The sequence below is a fragment of the Paraburkholderia sp. BR10141 genome (assembly GCF_056155635.1).
In genome coordinates, this window is record NZ_JBMIQH010000045.1 from 38,774 (window position 1) to 58,738 (window position 19,965).

General features: G+C 57.0%; 17 protein-coding genes and 1 pseudogene. 9 read left to right on the forward strand and 9 right to left on the reverse strand.

The genetic code is table 11. The annotated features are described in order from the left end of the window. Positions 1 to 3 precede the first annotated feature (3 nt). Complete coding sequence (locus ACOJB8_RS36405) at positions 4 to 300, reverse strand: hypothetical protein (RefSeq protein WP_342949655.1); 297 nt, start codon at positions 298 to 300, stop codon at positions 4 to 6. 278 nt (positions 301 to 578) lie between these two features. Beyond that, positions 579 to 1,745 carry a porin gene (locus ACOJB8_RS36410; protein WP_475017007.1) on the reverse strand — a complete coding sequence of 389 codons (1,167 nt, stop codon included), beginning with the start codon at positions 1,743 to 1,745 and terminating at the stop codon, positions 579 to 581. A gap of 471 nt (positions 1,746 to 2,216) precedes the next feature. Here ACOJB8_RS36410 and ACOJB8_RS36415 point away from each other — a divergent pair, with 471 nt between their 5' ends. Next, on the forward strand, positions 2,217 to 3,221 hold the full coding sequence (locus tag ACOJB8_RS36415; protein ID WP_475017009.1) for a GlxA family transcriptional regulator: 1,005 nt from the start codon (positions 2,217 to 2,219) through the stop codon (positions 3,219 to 3,221). Positions 3,222 to 3,374: 153 nt separating this feature from the next. Here the strand turns inward: ACOJB8_RS36415 and ACOJB8_RS36420 are convergent, their stop codons facing one another. Then, complete coding sequence (locus ACOJB8_RS36420; protein ID WP_342949652.1) at positions 3,375 to 4,124, reverse strand: helix-turn-helix domain-containing protein; 750 nt, start codon at positions 4,122 to 4,124, stop codon at positions 3,375 to 3,377. 723 nt (positions 4,125 to 4,847) lie between these two features. Beyond that, the gene (locus ACOJB8_RS36425) at positions 4,848 to 5,018 is read right to left on the reverse strand and encodes a hypothetical protein (protein ID WP_176733004.1); all 171 of its coding nucleotides are present in this window, start codon (positions 5,016 to 5,018) and stop codon (positions 4,848 to 4,850) included. A 929-nt stretch (positions 5,019 to 5,947) separates the two neighbouring features. Between ACOJB8_RS36425 and ACOJB8_RS36430 the strand changes: the two genes are divergently transcribed. Continuing rightward, complete coding sequence (locus ACOJB8_RS36430; protein ID WP_069268914.1) at positions 5,948 to 6,346, forward strand: DNA-binding transcriptional response regulator; 399 nt, start codon at positions 5,948 to 5,950, stop codon at positions 6,344 to 6,346. 754 nt (positions 6,347 to 7,100) lie between these two features. After that, entirely contained in the window at positions 7,101 to 7,979 is an 879-nt protein-coding gene (locus ACOJB8_RS36435; RefSeq protein ID WP_342949650.1) for a helix-turn-helix domain-containing protein, read from the forward strand. Positions 7,980 to 9,322: 1,343 nt separating this feature from the next. On the opposite strand, the gene ACOJB8_RS36440 is transcribed toward ACOJB8_RS36435, so the two are convergent. Both ACOJB8_RS36440 and ACOJB8_RS36445 read right to left on the reverse strand, forming a co-directional pair. Next, entirely contained in the window at positions 9,323 to 9,664 is a 342-nt protein-coding gene (locus tag ACOJB8_RS36440) for a hypothetical protein (protein WP_342922190.1), read from the reverse strand. A gap of 128 nt (positions 9,665 to 9,792) precedes the next feature. After that, positions 9,793 to 10,341: a dTDP-4-dehydrorhamnose 3,5-epimerase family protein gene (locus tag ACOJB8_RS36445; RefSeq protein ID WP_475017013.1), complete on the reverse strand. Its 549-nt coding sequence runs from the start codon at positions 10,339 to 10,341 to the stop codon at positions 9,793 to 9,795. A 354-nt stretch (positions 10,342 to 10,695) separates the two neighbouring features. Between ACOJB8_RS36445 and ACOJB8_RS36450 the strand changes: the two genes are divergently transcribed. After that, a complete protein-coding gene (locus ACOJB8_RS36450; RefSeq protein ID WP_475017015.1) occupies positions 10,696 to 11,697 on the forward strand; it encodes a GlxA family transcriptional regulator in 1,002 nt (333 codons plus the stop codon). A 260-nt stretch (positions 11,698 to 11,957) separates the two neighbouring features. Here ACOJB8_RS36450 and ACOJB8_RS36455 read toward each other — a convergent pair whose 3' ends face one another. Further along, complete coding sequence (locus ACOJB8_RS36455; RefSeq protein ID WP_069268912.1) at positions 11,958 to 12,251, reverse strand: hypothetical protein; 294 nt, start codon at positions 12,249 to 12,251, stop codon at positions 11,958 to 11,960. A 362-nt stretch (positions 12,252 to 12,613) separates the two neighbouring features. On the opposite strand from ACOJB8_RS36455, the gene ACOJB8_RS36460 reads away from it, so the two are divergent. Beyond that, the gene (locus tag ACOJB8_RS36460; protein WP_368607086.1) at positions 12,614 to 13,234 is read left to right on the forward strand and encodes a hypothetical protein; all 621 of its coding nucleotides are present in this window, start codon (positions 12,614 to 12,616) and stop codon (positions 13,232 to 13,234) included. Positions 13,235 to 13,416: 182 nt separating this feature from the next. On the opposite strand, the pseudogene ACOJB8_RS36465 reads toward ACOJB8_RS36460, so the two are convergent. After that, positions 13,417 to 13,665, reverse strand: a pseudogene (locus ACOJB8_RS36465) (ATP-dependent helicase); the annotation flags it as partial. A 325-nt stretch (positions 13,666 to 13,990) separates the two neighbouring features. Beyond that, entirely contained in the window at positions 13,991 to 14,794 is an 804-nt protein-coding gene (locus tag ACOJB8_RS36470; protein ID WP_475017017.1) for an IclR family transcriptional regulator, read from the reverse strand. A gap of 139 nt (positions 14,795 to 14,933) precedes the next feature. Between ACOJB8_RS36470 and ACOJB8_RS36475 the strand changes: the two genes are divergently transcribed. The 4 genes from ACOJB8_RS36475 to ACOJB8_RS36490 all read left to right on the forward strand — a co-directional run bounded on the left by ACOJB8_RS36475 (position 14,934) and on the right by ACOJB8_RS36490 (position 19,710). After that, positions 14,934 to 15,917, forward strand: coding sequence for a hydroxymethylglutaryl-CoA lyase (locus tag ACOJB8_RS36475; RefSeq protein ID WP_475017019.1), 984 nt, complete (start codon positions 14,934 to 14,936; stop codon positions 15,915 to 15,917). Next, positions 15,914 to 17,188, forward strand: a complete 1,275-nt coding sequence (locus ACOJB8_RS36480) for a CaiB/BaiF CoA transferase family protein (protein WP_069268402.1) — start codon at positions 15,914 to 15,916, stop codon at positions 17,186 to 17,188. Before ACOJB8_RS36475 ends, ACOJB8_RS36480 begins: the two co-directional genes overlap by 4 nt. Positions 17,189 to 17,269: 81 nt before the next feature. Continuing rightward, entirely contained in the window at positions 17,270 to 18,583 is a 1,314-nt protein-coding gene (locus ACOJB8_RS36485; RefSeq protein ID WP_475017021.1) for an MFS transporter, read from the forward strand. Beyond that, on the forward strand, positions 18,580 to 19,710 hold the full coding sequence (locus ACOJB8_RS36490; protein WP_475017023.1) for an amidohydrolase family protein: 1,131 nt from the start codon (positions 18,580 to 18,582) through the stop codon (positions 19,708 to 19,710). The genes ACOJB8_RS36485 and ACOJB8_RS36490 overlap by 4 nt, the downstream gene beginning before the upstream one ends. Positions 19,711 to 19,965 lie beyond the last annotated feature (255 nt).

Consider the following 19,965-nt stretch of genomic DNA (forward strand, 5'->3'; position numbering starts at 1 on the left):
CGATCACTGACGCATCGGAGCGCTTCCCAGACCGGTTAAGCCTTTCCTGGGTGCCTTGCACTTATTCGCACCACCAAATGCAATTTGAAGCGAGCTATCGACAACACGCGCCGCCACGCGGCTCGAAGGTGCTGGTCCGATCACAATAAATCCGCACACCTTCGAGACCAGGTGAGAAATTCCTTGAACACTGAGACCGGCAAGTGCGCACTTTGCGATCGTCAATCTTAATCGATCCGACAGCTCATCTTTCGGATCAAAATTATCCGTGGGTGAATCATCGTCGTTGCGTCGCATCATAACTTCTTTCTCGAATGGCGCAATAACCCTGTCTGAACGCGCCAATGAATTGGCCGTCTGATGCGCATCTGTAAATCTTGATCTGCGATATCAGCATATATTCTATTCATATAAATTTGGTTCGCGATACTACGTTATCTTTTCATCCAAAGACGCGACTTCCCATTTCCGGTAGCAAATCACTCAGGGCGAACAAAAGAGGACGGACAGGTGAGAAGCAGAGTGACACAAAAAAAGGCGCCGGGAGGCGCCTTGATCTTTCGAAGAAACTGCGAGGTCTAGAACCGATGGCGCATGCCGATCGTGACCGTGCCTTGCTTCTGTGTGTTCGAGTCCGCGCTCAGCCCGTTCAGATATGCCGACACGTGGCCGGAATTCCGGCTGACGTGCTGGAGGTTTCCTTGCAGATAAACATCGGTGCGTTTGGACAGCGCATAGTCTGCCTGTGCTGATACGGTGTTGTAGATCGGATTCACGCCACCGCCAAGGTCAGTACGCGTATAGGTGTACGCCCCGGCGAAGCTAATAGCCGGCGACAACGCGTAACGCACGTTACCTTCAAAATTCTGGAAGCGCGCACTATTAGCGCGGAAAGCTATGCCGCCGGACGCACCGGATTGGCCCGAGGAGATTCCGCCGCCGAGCGCATCTGACAGGTTGGTTTGCGTATAGACCAAGCCGGCGACAACTGGACCAAATGCGTAGCTCAACCCACCACCGAAGGTACGTTGCCGACCAGCAAGGAAGGTCCACTCACCGGTCTGTGCGCCGCTTGCGCTGGAACTCGGCCCGCTATTCCCGAACACGGTCGAGGTAATGTCGTTGTTCAACTGGAGGTAGCCGGCGGCTACGGTAAGGCCACTCCACGCGTAGGACGCGCCAAAGCTATAGGCCCGATTGTTCGCGAACTGCGTGCTGTTCGAGAATGAATAGGTAGCGCCAAATTTGAATCCTGCGTAGTTGAGGCTGGTGTATTTGACCGTATTATTGACTCTGACTGAGTTGTTCAGATTGTCGTTATCGAATGGATGCGCGGCGATCGTGCCGCCGTATTGGCTACCTGTGATTGAGAGAGGCGCGAGGTAGTCAACCTCGCTATCGTACTGCCGGCCAATCGTCACTGCCCCATACTGATCACTCGCGAGACCGACAAACGCTTGTCTTCCGAACATGCGCCCGGATTGCCCGGCAGTACCATTCGCGATACTAAAGCCGTTCTCCAGAGTGAAGATTGCCTTCAGGCCACCGCCAAGGTCCTCCGAACCACGCAACCCCCAGCGACTGCCATTGACCGTTCCACTCTTCACCTGCCACGTATTGGCGCCGCCCCGTACATATGTGAAGCCGGCGTCGATTAGGCCATACAGGGTGACGCTACTTTGCGCCTGGGCTGCCGTCGTCAAAGTAGCAGATAGAACTGCTGCGGCAGCGATCTTGTATTTCATCTTGCAACCCTATGAATGTACGACTCTATAAAAATCCGTCCACCTGGACTGACTTTGGGTTTGGCAGAAGGTCTCTTCCGATACGTTCCCGGCTCGATCCAGTCTATGAAGAGGAAAAGGTCGGACAGCCGGCCAGTTTATGGTCTCTGTATGCTGCGCGACTATATCATCGGGAATACTTCCCCCACATCGCCAAAACGTTCTTCAATTCCGCCATTCTCCTGATTGAAACGTCGGATATCGCTCAGCGACCGCATCGCTACAGCCACTTGCACGTTCGACTTGCGCAGTTATAGTCGAAGCTATCGGTCGGTATGTTAGACCACGGGACGATAGCGATTGAATTGTCGAAAACAGACAAAACTGCGACTGATCTCGCCACAGTCGCGTTTCGATAATTTTCGCTAAGTAGGATGATCCGGTCGTGAGGCCGAAGGTCGGATCGGTCATAAAGATTTTCAATAAAATGGGATGAAGATGGGGCCTTTGATCGGGAATTCCGGGACGTTGCAGCCGGGCAAATACCAAGGTGGGGAGCAAAGGCAAATCGGTCTTGTCTTATGCGATCGATTTGCACTGGCCGATATGGCTATCATTGTCGAAGCTTTCCGTGCCTTGAACGCGGCCATGATGAGGCATGAGACACACGCTGTCCGGTACGACGTACGACCCCTCTCTTCGGCGGGCGGCAGGATAACCAGTTCGTCTTCGGTATGTGTCTGGACGGATAGCGTTGAGAGCCTCGTTGCCGCGGACTCGTTCCGCGCGATTATGCTTTCCGGTGGTAGTGGAATCCGCGACTTACTGCGAGACAATCAATTTTCGAGGTGGTTGCATCGCGTGCAGGAGAACTGCGATCTGCTCGTCGCGATTGGCGAGAGCAGCGTTGCCCTCGCACAGATGGGAAGATTGACACACGATATCGCGCTTGCAAGCCTGAACAGTCATCCCTGCAAGAATCGCCAGACTCAGGTGATTTCCGCCGACAGTGCGATTTCGGCTGCGCTCGCGGTCATCAAAGGCGAACACGGCGATGTTATTGCCACGCAAATTGCGAAGTCCATAGATCCACAGTTCAGCCCGGGTTTGACGGATGACATCCGACGCGGCATCGCAGCGACACTCAGTCAACCGATTCAGGATGCAGCACATTGGATCTGTGCGAATGGCAATCGGGATATCTCGCTGGACGAGGTAGCGCAAATCGCCGCTATGAGCAGTCGTAATTTCCTGCGGCGGTTTAAGCAGGAGGTAGGAATGAAGCCTTCGGAGTATCTACTGAAAGTCCGCCTCGACATGGCATGTCGGCTTCTTGCGCAGACCCGTCTTCCGGTCGAAAAGATTGCGCGACGCAGCGGGATAAACGGCGGGGGCAGACTATCGAAACTCTTTCGCGAACATCTTCAACTCACGCCAACCGAGTACCGTGTGGAGCATTCGGATATGGAGCATGACCGGAAGCGATCAGGAGGTTGAACGACGATCGACCGCACCTTTTCCTGTGCGAAAATCCTCACCGGACTCCCGGCGCGCATCGGTCTCGGAGACGAGCCGGAAATTCAACAAGCTGCAGCGAACCGTCAAAAAAAGCGACGCATACCAACACCGCCCGCAAAGCGAGTCGCTGCGTCACGCCAGTTTCTTTTTCTCTCGGTATTCAGTTGGCGTCAGTGAAAAGTGCTTTCGGAAAAGCTTTGAGAGAGAGCCACCACCACTCAATCCGCAGCGGCGGGCAATCTTTTCAACCGGCAAGTCGGTTTCGACCAGCAGCTGGCAGCAGAGCTCCAATCTGGAGTACATGAGGTACTCGGAAGGGGTTATGCCGATTTCGATCTTGAACCGGCGCAGAAAGTTGCGCTCGCTCATCGCTGCGATTTGCGCGACCTCTGCAATCGAGACTGATCTTTCGCCGTTTTCTTCGATCCATCGGGCAGACTCGAGTATGCGTTCGCTCGCACTGTTTGACGCGCGCTCACGCGCTGCTGACATCAATCCGATTTCTTGACGACCGGGCACCGTGATATCGGTAATCGCCCTCGGAATAGTCGCCCCAAGGTCTTGCCTGATGAGTTGTAGCGCACGCTGGACTGGCCCGTTGAATGGCTCGATATAGGCGTGAGCGGGCCTGCGCGCGATACCGTCGTCGGCGTTTCTGCCGGCGGCCCACTGGCCCGACTGAGCTGAAACCCCGGCGATTGTCAGCAGCACCTTCGAGTCTGACATGGGGATCAGGTTGGCGGCCTGGCTGCTGACAATCCGGATGCGTTCCAACGTCGTCTCGTTGCCGGACAGCGCACTGTTTCCGGGTCCGGCGATGAACAGGGCATCAATTGGATCACCCTCATCCGTTTGTTCGAGACTTTCGGTCCAGACAGACACCGCCGATGAGCTCTCGAGTCGCCCGCCCTCGAGGGACGTTAGATGAACGTCGTAGAGCGGATGGACGCTCCTCGCATCGTGGGATAAGGAGTTGCGATTGGCTGCATGGAATACCTCAAGGACCGTCGCAACCTCGGAGAGGCGGAATCCTGAGAAGAGAAGAAAAATTATCCTCTTTCTCAACCCCGGAACTGGAACTTCGCCTGAGTGGCCACCGCGAGCAATACTGTGACTAACGAAATTCACCATCGCACACCCCGATATTAGACCTATTTTCGGCTTTCATTTAGCCGAATTCCTCGAAGGCACTATCGTACCTAACTTACAGTCATTTCCCGCCATCGGTGGCGAAATAGTTACACGTCTTGTCGGACTAGAACTAATCGACAAGAAAGCCAAAGTTTTCGAGATCACGCAAAAGCATTTAAATACAGTGTGTTAGCGATTACTTCGCGTTGGCCTTGAGGAGATTTTCAGTATTTTTTACCTGTCGAATGCTAACTGATGCCCTTCCATTTAATTTCGATCGTCACACACATGCTTTCTGCATTTTATGCAATGCTGCTATCCTTTTAGCCGGGCAGTCCGCGATATGCTATTAGCATATTTCCAAATTAATGTGCGGCCAGCGATCGTGGCTTTATCACATTGTCCGGGGCTGGCGAGAATAAGAAAGACAGGGCGCGCTATCACGGCCACGTGTCCCCAGAGACGAATCATCGACTACGCGGTGCACTTGTATCGTTGGCTCAAGTCGGTTTGCGCGACATCAAGCAACTGCGGCTTGAGCGCGAGGTAGCCATGGCCTGCGATACGGCCCGCCGCTGGCACACGAAACTCAGTGCCGGCATCGCGCAGTGCGCCGGGGTTGCCCGGCGCGAGCCAAGGCAGCATGCAGCGCCTGGAAGAGGCGTTCGTGGCGCTGCACGGCGAGCAGCACGTGTGGTGGCGCCGCGGACGAAATGGCAGTGAGGCTGGACATGCTGCGGCAAGAGCGCCGCGAGAAGGCTGTGTCAAAGCTTCCTGCAGCGGACGTCAGCATTCGAATCCAACGCTGCGCAGGAGCGCCACGGAAGGTTTTCGCAGTTATCCGGGCAGCGAAGGCGAACAGTCCGGAGTGTTCCGGCGTGGAGCAAGTGCTCGTTAATGCTTCGAGCGCGTGTAATCGGAACGAAATCAGTCCACAACCCATGCTCGGGCGCGAACGGCAGTTGCGGAGCAAGCCGCAGCGCATGCGGTCCTTTCTGTGCTACCCGATCCAATCCGGCCGCACTTTGCCTTGCAATGCCACCGAATGACGGCCTCTGTCAACGCGCCCAACTCGAGGCGAGCGGCTGACGCCGCGCGAGATTGAACAATCGGCGAAGCAGCAGCCGGCAGCCCACATTCGTAAGGATGCCGATGCGACATCAGATAAACCGCCCCTCTCCAACAACGCGGCAAACCTGAGATGAGTCTTCTTCAATACGGAGAGGAGCGCCCCATGGAATATCGGTGCAGGGGCAATAGGTTCCCGCGTGCTCGATTGTCCGCGATGCTCGGTGCCGGACATTCCCAGATTATGAGAAATAGCGAACCCTGCTTGTTACGACAAACGGGCATCGGTGTGCTATCGGCATCCGGAGATAAAAATTTAGGGTTTTCGGGAGTGCCCCAGGACAATTCCCAGGAATTATTAATTCTGACACTTTTTACGGTCGAGATCGCGTAGACTCCCTGGTATTCAATTGCGCGCGGTCCTTCCGGAAGGGCATCATCAAGCGGGTCCGTGTGGCGGTTGATGAAACACCGCCTTACGTTTCACCTGTGGGTGCCAATGACCTATGAAAATCGCAATCCTTGAATCCGATGTCGAAGAGTTAGACAGAACCCTCGAAATGCTTTCTGCCTCCGGGCATTTGTGTTTCGGAGTGGGGAGCGATGACGGCGTGCGGCGGGTGCTTGACGATGTGTCGGTCGATCTGTTTCTTATCGACTGGACGGATCCCGACGGTGTGCGCTACGAGACGCTTACCCACCTCTCGCAGTGCGCGCCCGGTGTACCCGTCGTGTTGTGCGTTGCACCGCATACTCCTGATTCCGTGATCAACTCCGGCATGCAGTGTGGTGCAAGCCTAGTGCTCGAAAAACCGGTACGCGGCGTGGACTCACTCACGTGCCTGCACACCTTGAGCAACGACAGCTTCCCATCGGTTTTCGCCGCAGGCACTCACGTCATGTGAGCGCCGATGGTAGGAACGCGCTCCCGCAGAGACACCCGCCCCCTCAACGATGATGTAAGGCCGTTCCCGTTTGCCCAGCCAGCGTTGCTGATCTTCCGTAGTCTGCCCGAAGCCCGTCATGCGCTCACGGACGTGCCGAGCGTGTGCGTGGCTTCGCCCCCGGGTGGACACTTCCCTTGATGAGCTCATACAGGTGGCTTTCAGCGCTATGCCAGAGAGCCTGTAACTGCCTTGCCACCGCATCGGCAAGTGTAAGTGGTCGTGCCGGTAACAGATGACCACAGCGAGCGCACTCGCATGCGGCCGGAATGAGTTGCCGCGATATTTGCGATTCTGGATACTTTTCGCGCTTCACTCGCAATAAGGTATTTCAACACCTTGACTGTTGGGTGGGCCACATTTCCCGAAAGATATCGAGCAATAGTGGCGAATAGCATATTTATTGCTTATGATCCGATCTCAGTTCAAAATAGATACATAAATAATTTCTGAATCTGCGCAGTGCGTTCAGCATGCGGCGAATGCCGCCAGACACTTCACGAACGTGTGGTGATTCTTCTTCTTTTTCCATTGGCTTGGGTATTCGACTCAACGTAAGCCAATACGACCATTGAAAAGCGGGGTACTGATGGAGTGCGGAGGTGGCGGTCAACGAAGTCGCGTCGTGGAGTTTTGTGCCTCGCCCGAACCGGGCACAGCCAGGAAGATTGGAGCATTCCTCTGTAGCGGCTTTTCGCTTTCCGGACTGGCGTCCGTGCTTGAGTTGTTTCAGTCAGCCAATGCGCTGGCACACGCGAACTATGCCGGCAATGGACATGCCGAATACGATGTTTCCCTGCTATCCATTACCGGCGGGCGTGTCGAAAGTTCAGCCTCCGTGTCTGTCTGGACGGACAGAGTTGAGGATCGGCATCATGCCGGAAAATTTCACGCGCTGTTCATTGCCGGCGGAGTTGCGCTGCGTCACGTGCTGCGCGATGAGCGCGTGTTACGTTGGCTGCGCCTTGAATGCTCGCGCTGCGAGGCTGTCGTTCCGATCGGGGAAGGCAGAGCGCTGCTGGAAGCGGCAGGAATCCAGTGGGCTGGCAGCGCGTTAGATTGCGTGATCCGAACAAACGCTCGGGACTGTCTTATCGAAAACGAGTTCGCGGACACGAACGCTGCCCCCCTGCGAGAGGCACTCTTGCTGATCGAACTGGACCTCGGAAGCGATCTTGCACGCGAGGTGGCAAGCCAGGTCATGCCGCGTTACCCGCGGACCGGTCCTACCGCGGCGATCCGCACGAATGTCTCAGGCCGGGTGAGCCTGCGCATCCAGGCATCCGTACATTGGTTGGAAGCCAATGGTGATCGCCAGGTGACGATAGAAGACGCGGCACAGGTCGCCGCAATGAGCGAGCGCAATTTTTTGCGTCGCTTCAAGATCGAAATGGGCATCACTCCCTCGGACTACCTGCTCCATATGCGGATCAATATGAGTTGTCGCTTGCTGGTCGAAACCGACCTACCCGTCGACAAGATTGCGCGACGATGCGGGCTTGGCACTGGCGGACGGCTCGCGAAACTGTTCCGCAAACATCTCTCCACGACACCGACGGAGTATCGGACCAGACGCGGTCATACGGTTGGGTAGCATCCCTTTTGCCGGAATACTGCGGCAGATGGGGCCCGCCAGCATAAATGCCGGTTCGGCGCCGGTCTGTGCCGTGCAACGCGAAACGGGAGATTCCCCCGTCGTTTGCGGAAATGAAGACACTCGCGAATGCCAGGAGAGTGGCGGAAATCAGGTAGATATTGACGTACCGGTTTCGAGGATTTTCGCTTATCTATGCGTTGTGGTTGAAATCGGGACCCTCGTTTTGTGAGTCCCATTGGGGGCGCCTGACGGAGCGTTTCCGTGTGCTTGCGGGTGAAAGCTGCCTGGGCGCCATGGATCCGATGCGACTGGTCAATCCTGCACTATGCCGGTACAGCGGGCCGCATCAAGATGCCCCCTTTCGACAATCCACAAGTCGCACCGACTATCAACGTCTGCCATGATAATTGCAATCCTCGAGCCAGATATTGGCGAACTTGACCATACCCTTCAAATACTTTCTTCCGTTGGGCACCTATGTTTCGGGACGAGGAGTGATGAAGGGCTGCGGCGCTTGCTTGAAGACGTTTCAATTGACCTCTTCCTGCTTGATTGGAGTGAACCGGACCGCAAACGATATGAAACACTGCGATATCTCGCCCGACGCGAATTCGTCGGGCCTATCGTCTTGCTCACTTCGGCTCAGACCGCGTGCGGTGTAATTAACTCAGGTCCGGAATGCGGAGCGGACGTCCACGTGAACAAGCCGCTCTCCGTAGGAGCGTCTCTCGCTCCCTTGCATGCGCTGAGCAGCGGTCCGTGCTACGCGATGCGTGCTTCGAGCAGTCAAATGATGTGATTCCGTGCAGCACGGCGCGTTCGTCTAGAAGTGCCGTGACGGCTATGGAAGGTCGCTTGCCAGGAGATCACCAGTCCATGTTGGCGAGTCCAGGTCGAACTCCCGCCATGAGCTACCGGCCGACTCAAACACCCCACCCCTAATTCCCTGTCCGATCGCGGTTCTCACAAGTGCTTCACTTGACAACCGACGACTCCTCGCCAGTTTGACTCTCGGTATCTCGAAGGCGACTACCATCGCTTCCGAGTCCATGCGAGAGAGCAAGACGTAGAGATCTCTCGAATAGTGAGCCACATAGACTGAACCGTCGAATTCATTTTCGGGAATACGGAAGCTGAAGGAAGAGTTTTTGCCGGAAGTTTCCATTGCGTTCGGTCTCCCCGGTATCGAGCAACTTTCGGGGAAAGGGGTTGATCAAACATCATTTCTTACGTACACGCTTCAATCGGGTCCGAGATTTGGTATGGTATGCCGCCCAGAGACGCGTGATAGCGCCTAGTCAAAGCCTCCTGCCATGCGTGCCTCTAATACCTGACCGACGTTAAATATCTAACACAGCTTGAACCGACAAGAGTGTAATATTAATCAGCATCTTGTCCTCGACGTCGAGAACGTTTGCGTGTCCGCGCAAGAGTTCCGCCATCGAGTCGCCGACCTGTCGAATCTCCAGGTCTGTTGGTCTAGCGATCGGCCATACGTGCATCAGATACGCAAGTGGAATCACATTACGCTCCGTACACCAACGCTCAAAGAGTGCCGCGCAAGAGACCTCTACAGCGCTGAATTTATCGAACTGCGCGTCGCGTGCGGCTTCAGGACACGCGCCTGCACCCGATCGCGAGTCATGGTTGGCTATTTTCGCGATATCGATTGAATGGCTCATATCGTAGAGCTTGTAGTCATGAGTGATCGCTTAACGATCGCTTTCCAACGGGAACGCACCGTCCAGGAATTGGCATCTTAAACACGCCTTTGTACCGATCGGTCGTCACGCGCTGCGGACTCATTGTGCTATAAGTACTCCGCAACATTAAAGTCAACACAATTGCGCTGCCTCCTGTCTGTGACAGGCAATCCCGCAATACGCCAATCGATGTTGAGATCTGCGTCATCCCAGCAAATCGTGCGCTCCGAATCAGCCAGACGCGCCGAGGATGCCTTTGAAAGCACCTCCGCGACGTCTGATCGAACGATGTACCCATGCGCGAATCCTGGCGGTATCCAGAGCTGGCGACAGTTTGATGCTGACAGGGACTCGCCCGTCCATCGCCCAAAAGCAACTGACGTCCGACGCAGATCGAGAGCCACGGCGTATATTTCGCCGGAGAGCACTCTCAAAACAACGCCGCGCGGATTTTGAACCTGGTAGGTCAGTCCGATCAACGCATTATGGGGGCAAACAGCCTGCTCATCATGAGTGAAAAGATACCCGTAGGAGACGTTCGCATTGAACCAGTCCTGATCAAAGCTTCTAAAGAACGCGCCTGTTGATCGGGCTTCAATCTGGGGCTCGAATACTTTAACGTCACGAAGGCCAGTATTCCCAAGGCGAAAGGACATCCTTTTTCTCTGTGTGTTCCTGATGGTCTTCTACGATTCCAACTTTTCCGATTCTTCTCTGACTATGCCATGAAATCCACCGAGGCACGTGATTCATACCAGCCAATACGTTATCCGTTTCCGCCAAAACTATGCAGTTTCGTCATGCACATCGCATGGCACACTGTTGTGCAGACAGTAGATATTCCAGCGAGATAGCACCCGTTGCAATGCATGTGGTTTAAACCGCCAATATATTGGTCTGATCGGCCAAGCATCCGTCGAATTTAATAGCCCATGTATGATGCATCGCGATGAAAATTAAGTCATCGTCACAGGTTATATCAATTTCAAGCACCTGATAACAGTAGAGGGATGAAGATGGGCGACATCGGTGCCGGGGGTGCTGAGAGGGGAAATGTCGTTTCTGGCGCGAGAGGGCCGAAATCCGGAGCCACGAGAAGCATCGGCGTGCTGCTCTACAGAGGCTTTTCCCTACTCTCGATCGGAGTCGTTCCTGAGATCTTTCAGCTCGCCAATGAAATCGCGAAGCAACAATGCAATGGCGGATTACTCTATGACGTCAAGCTATATTCCGCACAGGGTGGCGATGTTGAGTGCTCGTCCTCTGTCAACGTGTGGACACAGGAATGCGACACGACGAAAAGTGTGGGCTTTGATGCACTGTTTATCGCGGACGGCAGCGACTTGACCGAAGTGACGCGCGACGAGCGTGTTCGACAATGGCTTCGGGTCACCATTCCGACAACGAAAATCGTTTCCGGAATTGGAAAGGCGGCGGATCTGACCGACATGATGCAGCTCCGTCCCGACTCGTACCACAGCGGTCTGCTTCAACTCGATTCTGATGCGTCTCCCACAAAAATTCCGACCAGCCGGGGAAATCGCTATGAACCGACCAAGACGGCTCTTGCGCTTATCGGATGGGATCTCGGTCCGGAAGCAGTGAGAGACATCTCGCGCAAGCTCTCTGGAAATGGTTTTGCAACGCTTACCCCTCTAATAGCTGACGCGCGAGCTGACACTGCAATTGAGAAGGTCCGTGCATCCGCTCGCTGGCTTAAGGAGAACTGCAATCGGCCGATATCTGTAAGCGACGCGGTCAACATCTCGGCTATGAGCGAGCGCAATTTCCTTCGATGCTTCAAGCAGGAGATAGGCGTCACGCCTTCCGAGTACCTGCTGCAGGCACGACTTGATCTGACCTCGCGCATGCTGGCAGAGACCGATTTCTCAATCGACAGAATCGCGAAAAGTTGCGGCTGGACAAACGGGGATCGTCTCGCAAAGATCTTCCGGCGGCGATTCTCCCTGACACCTTCTGAGTTTCGGCAACGTGAACGACGCAATTCGTAATGCGAGTAGAAGGTGCGTCTACAACGAATGACGCTCAAGGTTCCCCTTCACCCCCCCCGGGGGTAAGATCAGTTCGTCGCACCATAGAGGAAGATCTTGAGGATTCTTCTTTCCCTGCGCGCGTCTCCTCGCGCGGATGCTTGCTTCGAGCACCCTGCTTCTGCCCAGATCGGATCATTCTCTGGAAATTCAGGCTGTTCGTGCGCCATGCATCGATTTCGCCCAAATGACGGCTCTGCTGCATGGGCAAGTGACAGCAGCTATTTCTTGAGTGGATGCGTATCCCCCACTACGGGGAAAAACGCGTTCCACACCGCTCGTACGCCCTGTGCGGCGGCAGCCTGCGCGTCCATGTGCTCGCTGTCGGCCGAGTCCCCCGGATCCGCACTCAGACCACGCCAGTGCGTGAACGGAACCACGGGTTGCTCCGTCCAATGTCCGTCGATAAAGCGGGAGAATGCCGTATCTCCGGTCGTGAGCCTGACTTCGTACCAGCCCTCACGGGCCGGCGCATAGTCGTCCAATGGGAACCATCCTATGGTATCGATTTCCATTTGTGCCCCAGATTCGAAGCCATTACGCATGCATGACAGCACGCGGCGTACCTGTTTCCTCCAACGACACGCAGCATGCTGTGGCCGCGAATACCATCATGATAGAACCCTGCGGACTGCGTAATCACCGGCATGATGATAACCATGCCATCCGCGATGATGCCCCTCCTCTCGCGCAACTCCCCTGATGTTGTCTCTGGTTGCGATGACTTCACGCGTCGCGAGATTCGCAGCGGTCAGCATAGCGACCCGGGCACTAACCTTCAGTTTGCGCATAGACTGTTGAAGATGCATTTCGCAGAACCACACGCGGGCGCTATGATTGGCCAGTCATAGTCCGAAGGGAAAGGGAGTTCATCGTAATGTTGAGCTTACGTATACATTTCTGGTCGATCGCGGCAACCCTGATAGCGTTTGTGGCGTCACTCTGGATCAATCAGGAGGTGTTTGCGCATACGTCGTTTGTACGGGGCATCAACTGGATATTCCTTCCTTCCGGCATACGGCTTTTGAGCACGCTACTGGTTGGTGCCGACGGTTTCCTTGGCTTGCTGCTTGCTGGTCTGTTAACGGATTTTCTTTACTGGTTCCCGCATGACCCTGTGAGAGCGATCGCTGGCGCGATACTTGGGTCAGCGGCTCCGTATCTGGTCTACAGGTTCGCGAGAGAGTATTACGGCTTGCGCGCATCGTTGACGAATCTCACGCCGACCCGGCTTCTTGTGCTCGCCGTCGCGTATTCGGTCGCGAATCCGCTGTTACATCACCTCTGGTTTGCGTTGACCGGTGCGACGGAGCATTTCTCCGAAAGCCTGTTCAGCATGTTTGTGGGCGACCTCGCCGGCACGCTAATCATGCTGTATGCGATGAAGGGATTGCTGGCTTTGCTCCCGAAACGGCCAGGCGATTCCCGCCTCACGAACGGGATGTTCAGCATTCACGTTGCACTAACGAATGCATATAACAATCAGGCTCCACGCTAGCGTGACGAAGGGGTTGCGATGAGGCGCAATCGCAGCCCGTCTCGTGGCGCTATGTACGATTGTCGCCATCGTGCGTCTCGACGTGGTGTTGCACCCAGGCTGCAGTGTCGCGATTCGCGACGACCGCTAGGCGCACTCAATGCTGGGCGGCCTGCCCCGACTCACGCCCTCAATCCCGCAAGTGTGAGAGCCTTCACCTTTTCCTGTTTCGCTGCGATCACGTCGACCAGTTCGCGCAGCCGCGCAAATTTGCCGCTGGCTTCCGGCTGCCACGCCGCGTCGCCAAGCCACTGGGACGGATGGTTGCAGATCTGCTTGAACCGCATCAGGTAGCTTAATACGGTCCTCTTGCGTTCAATGCCCTCGGTACCATCGAGCGCCGCAGCCAGGTCCTTGACCGCGCGTTCGTACAGGGCGGCCTGGATCGGGCTACCGCGCGAGCGGTTTAGTCCGCCGGCCAGAAACAGACCTTAGCTCTGCCTGCCTGACCGTCAGCTTTGGTAGCGTTCGCGGCCTTTCGACCCGAGGCCGCAAACAGTTACTCCGCCGCCTGGCGGCGAACGAGCGCGCAGGTAGCGTCCCGTTTCGTGCCACTAGGCCTGACCGGTCGGCCGGGAATCTGGACGAGCACTTGTGGGCGCGGGTCGCAGTACCAGTACCATCGTCCCCGAAATCGCGCCGGGCTTGACATGGCAGTTCGGCAATTCAATGCGAGCGGTCGACCATTCACGAGCGACCGCCGTGAGCGTCCCCACTTCAGCTTCTATTAGCAAATTCCGCGATGCTGGCATCGTATCGACCACCCTTGCCGCCGAGCGCAACGGTCGCGCGTTTTGCACTGTCAAGTAAGGCCGCAACGGCCGCGTCGATGGTCGAAGGAGTACCAAATCTCTCTTTCGGTCCCGACAGCGTGAGCGCACCCACCAACTCGCCAGTCGAGTCGAACACGGGGACGGACGTCGAAGCGGTTTCGGGATCGCGTTCACCAAAAGACGCCGCCCAAAGAGCGTCCCGCACTTCGCTCCAGCGAGGATCCTGTGCCTCAGTGAAAGCGAGCAGCACCTTGCCGGAGGCACCTTTGTCGATCGGAAACTCTTCGCCGACGCGAATTGACACACGCACGCTCCTCGTCGGCTCGACACGATAGAGCACCAGTCGATGATCGCCCTGCCGCACATAGAACGACGCCGTTTCCCCCAGGTCGCGGCTCAATTGCTGAAGCAACGGCTCGATCACGGGACCGACCTGGAAGGATCGCTGATAGAGCGCGGCGAGCCGTAGTGGCTGGTGGCCGACGCCGTACTGCCCGTCACTCATTTTTCGGATGAAGCCTCCATGCTCCAGCGCGCCCAGCAGGCGCAAGGCCGTGCTTTTGTACAACCCCGTGCGCCGCGAGAGTTCGGTAAGCGTCAACTGGTCGTCGGTCGGCCCGAACGCGTTGAGGATGGCGAACGCACGGTCGAGCACAGCTACGCCGCTGGAACTGTCATTGGCAGTGTCGGATGGCTCAGGCGTTGAAAGGGCATCAGCGGTCACGGCGTGTTTGGTCGTCTTGATCATAAGTGGCATCGTATCGTTCTATCTGACAGAACTCAAGTTCTATTTCCGTGGGTTTACCCCGCTTTCGCGGGTGTTCGGATGCGCCTATAGTTCTTTCTAACGAAACATTGGTCTGCCTGACAGAACTAAGGAGCCGAATATGAGCACTTCAAGTCCGAAGGTGCTGATCAGCGAGGTCGGGCCGCGCGACGGTCTACAAAGCATCAAGAGCGTCATGCCCACTGCTGCGAAGCTGCGATGGATTTCCTCACTCGCGGCCGCGGGAATCAAGGAAATCGAAGTGGGATCGTTCGTGCCGGCGAAGTTGCTGCCGCAGATGGCTGACATCCGCGAAGTCGTGGTGCATGCCCTCTCAATCCCGGATCTGCACGTCGCGGTTCTCGCACCAAATCTTCGTGGAAGCCAGAGCGCCTTCGAAGCGGGTGTGCATAAGGTGACGCTTCCCGTTTCGGTGACCAACGAACATTCGCTGGCCAATATCCGGAAAACCACCGAGCAGATGATCGAAGAAGTCCGCAATATCGTCGCGCTTCGCAACGAACAGTTTCCGGGGGTGCAAATCGAGGCAGGCGTTTCCGTTGCCTTCGGCTGCACGATTGCGGGCACCGTGAGCGACGATCAAACGATGCGCATGTGCCAGGCAATGGCCGAGAGCGGCGTCGACGAAATTGGCCTCTCCGATACCAGCGGCTATGCGAATCCGGCACAGGTTCGCCGGCTGTTCCGTCGGTTGCAATCGGAATTCGGCGGGAAGGCTGGCGGCGCACATTTCCATAACACGCGCGGACAGGGTTTAGCGAACGTCGTCGCCGCGCTCGAGGTCGGTGTGACGACAATTGATTCGAGTCAGGCCGGCCTGGGCGGCTGTCCTTATGCGCCAGGCGCGACCGGCAACATCGTGACCGAGGATCTGGCGTTTCTGCTCGAAGCGATGGGCTACGACACCGGTGTGGACATCGACAGGCTCATTGCCGCGCGCGCCATTCTCGCGGAGGCACTGCCTGGCGAAGCGTTATATGGACACGTGCAGGACGCGGGTCTTCCAAAGGGATTCGCGTATGCGGATGGCCGCGCGCCCAGCGCGCCGCAACCGGAAGGCTGCCTGATTGGAGTAGCGCAATGAGCGACGTGCAAGCAAACCAGAATCTGCCGTATGGCGGCGTACGCGTCGTCGAGATGACGCACATGGTGATGGGGCCGACATGCGGCATGGTGCTGGCGGACCTGGGCGCGGAAGTGATCAAGGTCGAGCCTATATCCGGCGACAGCACACGTGTTTTGCGCGGTTCCGGCGCGGGCTTCTTCAGCACGTTCAACCGCAACAAGAAGAGTATCGCGGTCGACGTAAAAGATCCGCGCGGCGTCGAAATCGTGCACAAGCTTCTTGGTGGTGCAGACGTTTTCAGCGAAAATTTCAAGAGCGGCACGATGGATAAGCTCGGCCTCGGTTACGCCGCGCTGTCCAGGCTCAATCCGCGTCTTGTCTACGTGTCGCATAAGGGCTTTCTGCCCGGCCCGTACGATCATCGCACCGCGCTCGACGAGGTCGTGCAGATGATGGGCGGCCTCGCTTATATGACCGGACCCGACGGCAGACCGTTGCGAGCAGGGACGAGTGTCAACGACATCATGGGTGGAATGTTCGGCGCGATCGGTGCGATGGCAGCGCTGGCTCAACGCGTACGCACGGGGCGTGGTCAGGAAGTACAGAGCGCGCTGTTCGAGAACAATGTATTTCTCGTCGCCCAGCACATGATGCAGTACGCGGTGACCGGTAAGGCCGCGGCACCGATGCCGAGCCGCATTTCAGCATGGGCGGTCTATGACGTGTTCTCGGTCAAAAACGGCGAGCAGATCTTCCTCGCGGTTGTCTCGGATACGCAATGGCACCTGTTTTGCGACGCTTTCGGGCTTGCAGAACTCAAGGCTGATGAGCGGATCGCTTCCAACAATCAGCGTGTGCAGGCCCGTGAATGGTTGTTGCCGCAGCTTCGAAAACATATGGAAGCGTTCTCGGCTGCCGAGATCAGCGCAATCTTCGAGCGCTGCGGACTGCCGTATGCGCCGATCACGAAACCGCAGGATCTGTTCGATGATCCGCACCTGCTCGCTACCGGCGGACTCGCCGAGGTGACTTTGCCGCCCGACGCAAGCGGCGCAGGGCAGGCTATTGCGACGCGGACTGCGCTGCTGCCCTTGACGCTTGGCGGTGAGCGCCTGCACCTGCGTGCGGCGCCGCCTTCGCTGGGTCAGGATACCCAGGCGCTGCTGACGGGTCTCGGATACACGCCGGAGGATCTCAGGCAGTTGACCGAGGCCGGGATCGTCAAGTGTCAGGACGCTCAGCCTGGCGATGCGTCGAACCCATCGGCGAACGAACTCGCCAGCGCCTGACGTTGCAACACCCACAAAGAATCACCGAGCCGCAGAGGCCACTGAGCCTTCTGCGCGCCTTGATTCGTCTGGAGACGAGACATGACATCCATTTCATCGAACACCACGACAGACAGCGTGGTGGGTTCCACCGTCGAGCAGTCTGCGGTTAGAAAAGCCGCGTGGCGGTTCATTCCGCTACTCGCGCTTGCGTATTTCTTCAATTATCTTGATCGCACCAGCGTCGGTTTCGCGGCGTTGACGATGAATCACGATCTAGGCTTGAGCGCCACCCAATTCGGCTGGGGTGCGGGCATCATGTTCGCCGGGTACTGTGTGTTCGAGGTTCCGAGCAACCTGGCGCTATACCGCTTCGGCGCGCGACGCTGGCTTGCCCGCATCATGATCACGTGGGGCTTTTTCGCAGCGGCAACCGCGCTCGCCGTGGGGCCAAAGAGCTTCTACGTGATCCGGCTGCTGCTCGGTATCGGTGAGGCCGGCTTCTTTCCGGGTGTGATCTTTTTTCTCGCGGTCTGGTTTCCGGCTAGCTATCGCACTCGCGTGCTCGCATGGTTCACCGTCTCCACGCCGCTGTCGTCGCTCGTCGGTGGTCCGCTGTCCGCGGGACTGCTCCATATGGACGGTGTCGTGGGACTGGCGGGCTGGCGGTGGATGTTCATCGTTCAAGGACTGCCCGCGTGTGTCCTCGGTTTTCTGGTACTGAAAATGTTGGCGGATAAACCCGCCGATGCGAAGTGGTTGTCCCAGGAGGAACGGCAAGCTCTTCAAGGCGCGTTCGATCGGGAAGGCGCGTCCGGTCAGAAAAAGAAAAATTTCGTCGCAGCGTTGAAGGACGTACGCACCTACATCCTTGCGATGATCTCCTTCGGCTTCACGATGGGCTCTTACGGCATCGGTATCTGGCTGCCTCAGATGCTGAGGGCTCACGGGATGAGCGTGACGCAGACCGGCTGGATGTCGGCCGTGCCTTATTTCTTTGCCACGATCGCGTTGCTGTGGTGGGCAAAGCGGGTCGATCGTCGCGGCGGCCCGATCGCCAATCTCGCCGCAGGGCTTTTGATTGGTGCGATTGCGCTGGGTGTCTCGACGTATTTCCATCAACTGGTTCCGGCCATGACCGGCATTACGCTGGCGTTGATCGGCACGATTGCGGGCCGCACGATCTTCTATACACTCCCGGCCCGGTTCCTTTCCGGACAGGCGGCTGCGGGTGGCCTCGCCTTCATTAACTCAATTGGTGCGCTCGGCGGATTTGCGGGACCGTACCTGGTGGGCTATCTGAAGGACAGTTTCGGTACGTTCTCGGCCGGCATGATTGGTCTTTCGATCGTGCTAGGCATCACGACTTTGCTGACCTTGTCGCTTTATGCCTTTGGCCGCGGGGAACAGGAATGAACAAATGCCCTTCGCCGCGGCGCCGGCAGCTGATTGGCGCTGCCGCAGCATCATTGATTTTCCCCGCTGTCACTCTGCGTCAGGCATTTGCAAAAGAGGAAACGCACCCCGTGGGTACAACCAGCAACTATCTTTCCGTTCGGGCTGACTGGCTCGCTTCCGGCACCGAAGCGGCGCTTGAGCCCGACCTGCCGATCGTCGACTCGCATCATCACTTTTATGATCGTCCGGGCTGGACCTATCTTCTCGATGAGTATCTTCAGGACGCGCAAACGGGCCATAACATCACCGCGTCGGTGTTCATGCAGGGGCTGACACGATATCGCCCATCTGGTCCTGAGTCGCTGCGCCCGGTCGGAGAAATCGAGTATGTTGCTGGCGTCACGGCGCCTTTGCAAAAAAGCAAGCCGGAGGTTGCGAAGGGTATGGTCGGCTATGCAGATCTTCGCAGGGGAGCGGCGGTTCGCGATGTTCTCGAAGCAGAACTGCATGCCGGAGATGGTCGGTTCCGTGGCGTTCGACATCTCGTTACCTGGGATGCTGACCAGACGCTCGTCAATCCATTGTCGGCGGCGCCTCGAGGGCTGCTGCTCGACTCCGGCTACCGGGCAGGCGTCGCACAACTGGCTCCGCTGGGCCTGTCGTACGACGCATGGCTATTCTTCCCGCAGTTGCCGGAGCTGTTCGACCTGGCGAAGGCCTATCCTGATACGCCTTTCATCATCAACCATTGCGGAGGCGTGGTCCGGATTGCCAGCTATGCAAATCAGCGCGCAGAAGTGTTTGATGCCTGGTCCCGCTCGATGCGTACGCTAGCCCAGTTGCCGAATGTCTATGTGAAGGTGGGCGGCCTCGGCATGCGCATTAATGGCTTCGAGTTTGAAAAGGGCGAACGTCCGCCGTCCTCGGACGATTTGGCCAAAGCATGGGAGCCATGGATGTACACATGTATCGAGGCGTTCGGTGCGGAGCGCTGCATGTTCGAGAGCAACTTCCCGGTGGACAAGGGTTCCTATCCATTCAGCAACGGTTGGAACGCCTTCAAGAAGTTGACTGCGCACGCTAGCGCTGGCGAACGCGAGGCTTTATTCGGCGGGACCGCGCGCAAGGTTTATCGCCTTACGTGAGCGCGTCGCATGGAGCGGCGGCAGGCGGCAAGCCTGGAATGACCGCTGTCCTTCCGACAGCTGCCTTCGGGCAATCCGTTGCGTATGACCGGATGGGGTCGGCTGCTGCCGAACGTCTGGACTTCGTCAAACGCTGAACTCCTATACCTTTTCCCAAATTCGGCGTAAGCCGCCGACGAACGACCCTGGCGAAGTGTGCCCACACGTCGTCAACGCTTACGTCGGGGGCAACAGATCAGAAAACCGCATCCGTTG

Excerpts from the sequence above, each read along its gene's own strand:
- ACOJB8_RS36480 (WP_069268402.1), top strand. The coding sequence starts at position 15,914 with ATGAGCGACGTGCAAGCAAACCAGAATCTGCCGTATGGCGGCGTACGC.
- ACOJB8_RS36425 (WP_176733004.1), bottom strand. The coding sequence starts at position 5,018 with ATGCTGCCTTGGCTCGCGCCGGGCAACCCCGGCGCACTGCGCGATGCC.
- ACOJB8_RS36415 (WP_475017009.1), top strand. The coding sequence starts at position 2,217 with ATGAAGATGGGGCCTTTGATCGGGAATTCCGGGACGTTGCAGCCGGGC.
- ACOJB8_RS36485 (WP_475017021.1), top strand. The coding sequence starts at position 17,270 with ATGACATCCATTTCATCGAACACCACGACAGACAGCGTGGTGGGTTCC.
- ACOJB8_RS36445 (WP_475017013.1), bottom strand. The coding sequence starts at position 10,341 with ATGTCCTTTCGCCTTGGGAATACTGGCCTTCGTGACGTTAAAGTATTC.
- ACOJB8_RS36460 (WP_368607086.1), top strand. The coding sequence starts at position 12,614 with ATGTTGAGCTTACGTATACATTTCTGGTCGATCGCGGCAACCCTGATA.
- ACOJB8_RS36475 (WP_475017019.1), top strand. The coding sequence starts at position 14,934 with ATGAGCACTTCAAGTCCGAAGGTGCTGATCAGCGAGGTCGGGCCGCGC.
- ACOJB8_RS36455 (WP_069268912.1), bottom strand. The coding sequence starts at position 12,251 with ATGGAAATCGATACCATAGGATGGTTCCCATTGGACGACTATGCGCCG.
- ACOJB8_RS36490 (WP_475017023.1), top strand. The coding sequence starts at position 18,580 with ATGAACAAATGCCCTTCGCCGCGGCGCCGGCAGCTGATTGGCGCTGCC.
- ACOJB8_RS36440 (WP_342922190.1), bottom strand. The coding sequence starts at position 9,664 with ATGAGCCATTCAATCGATATCGCGAAAATAGCCAACCATGACTCGCGA.
- ACOJB8_RS36405 (WP_342949655.1), bottom strand. The coding sequence starts at position 300 with ATGATGCGACGCAACGACGATGATTCACCCACGGATAATTTTGATCCG.
- ACOJB8_RS36410 (WP_475017007.1), bottom strand. The coding sequence starts at position 1,745 with ATGAAATACAAGATCGCTGCCGCAGCAGTTCTATCTGCTACTTTGACG.
- ACOJB8_RS36430 (WP_069268914.1), top strand. The coding sequence starts at position 5,948 with ATGAAAATCGCAATCCTTGAATCCGATGTCGAAGAGTTAGACAGAACC.
- ACOJB8_RS36450 (WP_475017015.1), top strand. The coding sequence starts at position 10,696 with ATGAAGATGGGCGACATCGGTGCCGGGGGTGCTGAGAGGGGAAATGTC.
- ACOJB8_RS36470 (WP_475017017.1), bottom strand. The coding sequence starts at position 14,794 with ATGATCAAGACGACCAAACACGCCGTGACCGCTGATGCCCTTTCAACG.